Source organism: Shewanella sp. P1-14-1 (assembly GCF_001401775.1).
Taxonomy (GTDB): Bacteria; Pseudomonadota; Gammaproteobacteria; order Enterobacterales; family Shewanellaceae; genus Shewanella; species Shewanella japonica.
Genome location: NZ_LKTL01000092.1, coordinates 1 through 419 on the forward strand (window position 1 = coordinate 1; position 419 = coordinate 419).

At 46.1% G+C, this 419-nt stretch carries 1 pseudogene; it reads left to right on the forward strand.

From position 1 onward, the window contains the following. A pseudogene (locus tag AN944_RS21685) lies at positions 1–419 on the forward strand (RTX toxin); the annotation flags it as partial.

A 419-nucleotide genomic window follows, 5' to 3' on the forward strand; every position in this document is an offset into this window, starting at 1 on the left:
GATATCACTGGTACATCACAAGATATTCCAGCGGGCGGCACTGTCACTCTGGTTATTACTGATATTGCGGGCACAGCAATTACCATCACCGATGTAGCCGTTAATGCAGATGGCACTTACTCTGTTGATAATGTTGACCTATCTACACTTGTGGATGGCGACATCACAGTGGTTGCAACTGCAACTGACAGCAACGGTAATGACCTGTCAGCCAATGACACTGAAAATCTTGATGCTGTTGATGCACAATTGACCGTCGATTTAGTTATCGATGGCGATAATAACGGTGACATCACTGGTACTAGTCAGGATATTCCAGCTGGCGGTACAGTCACTCTGGTTATCACCGATATTGCTGGCACTGCAATTACCATCACTGATGTGGCAGTAAACGCGGACGGTACTTACTCTGTCGATAA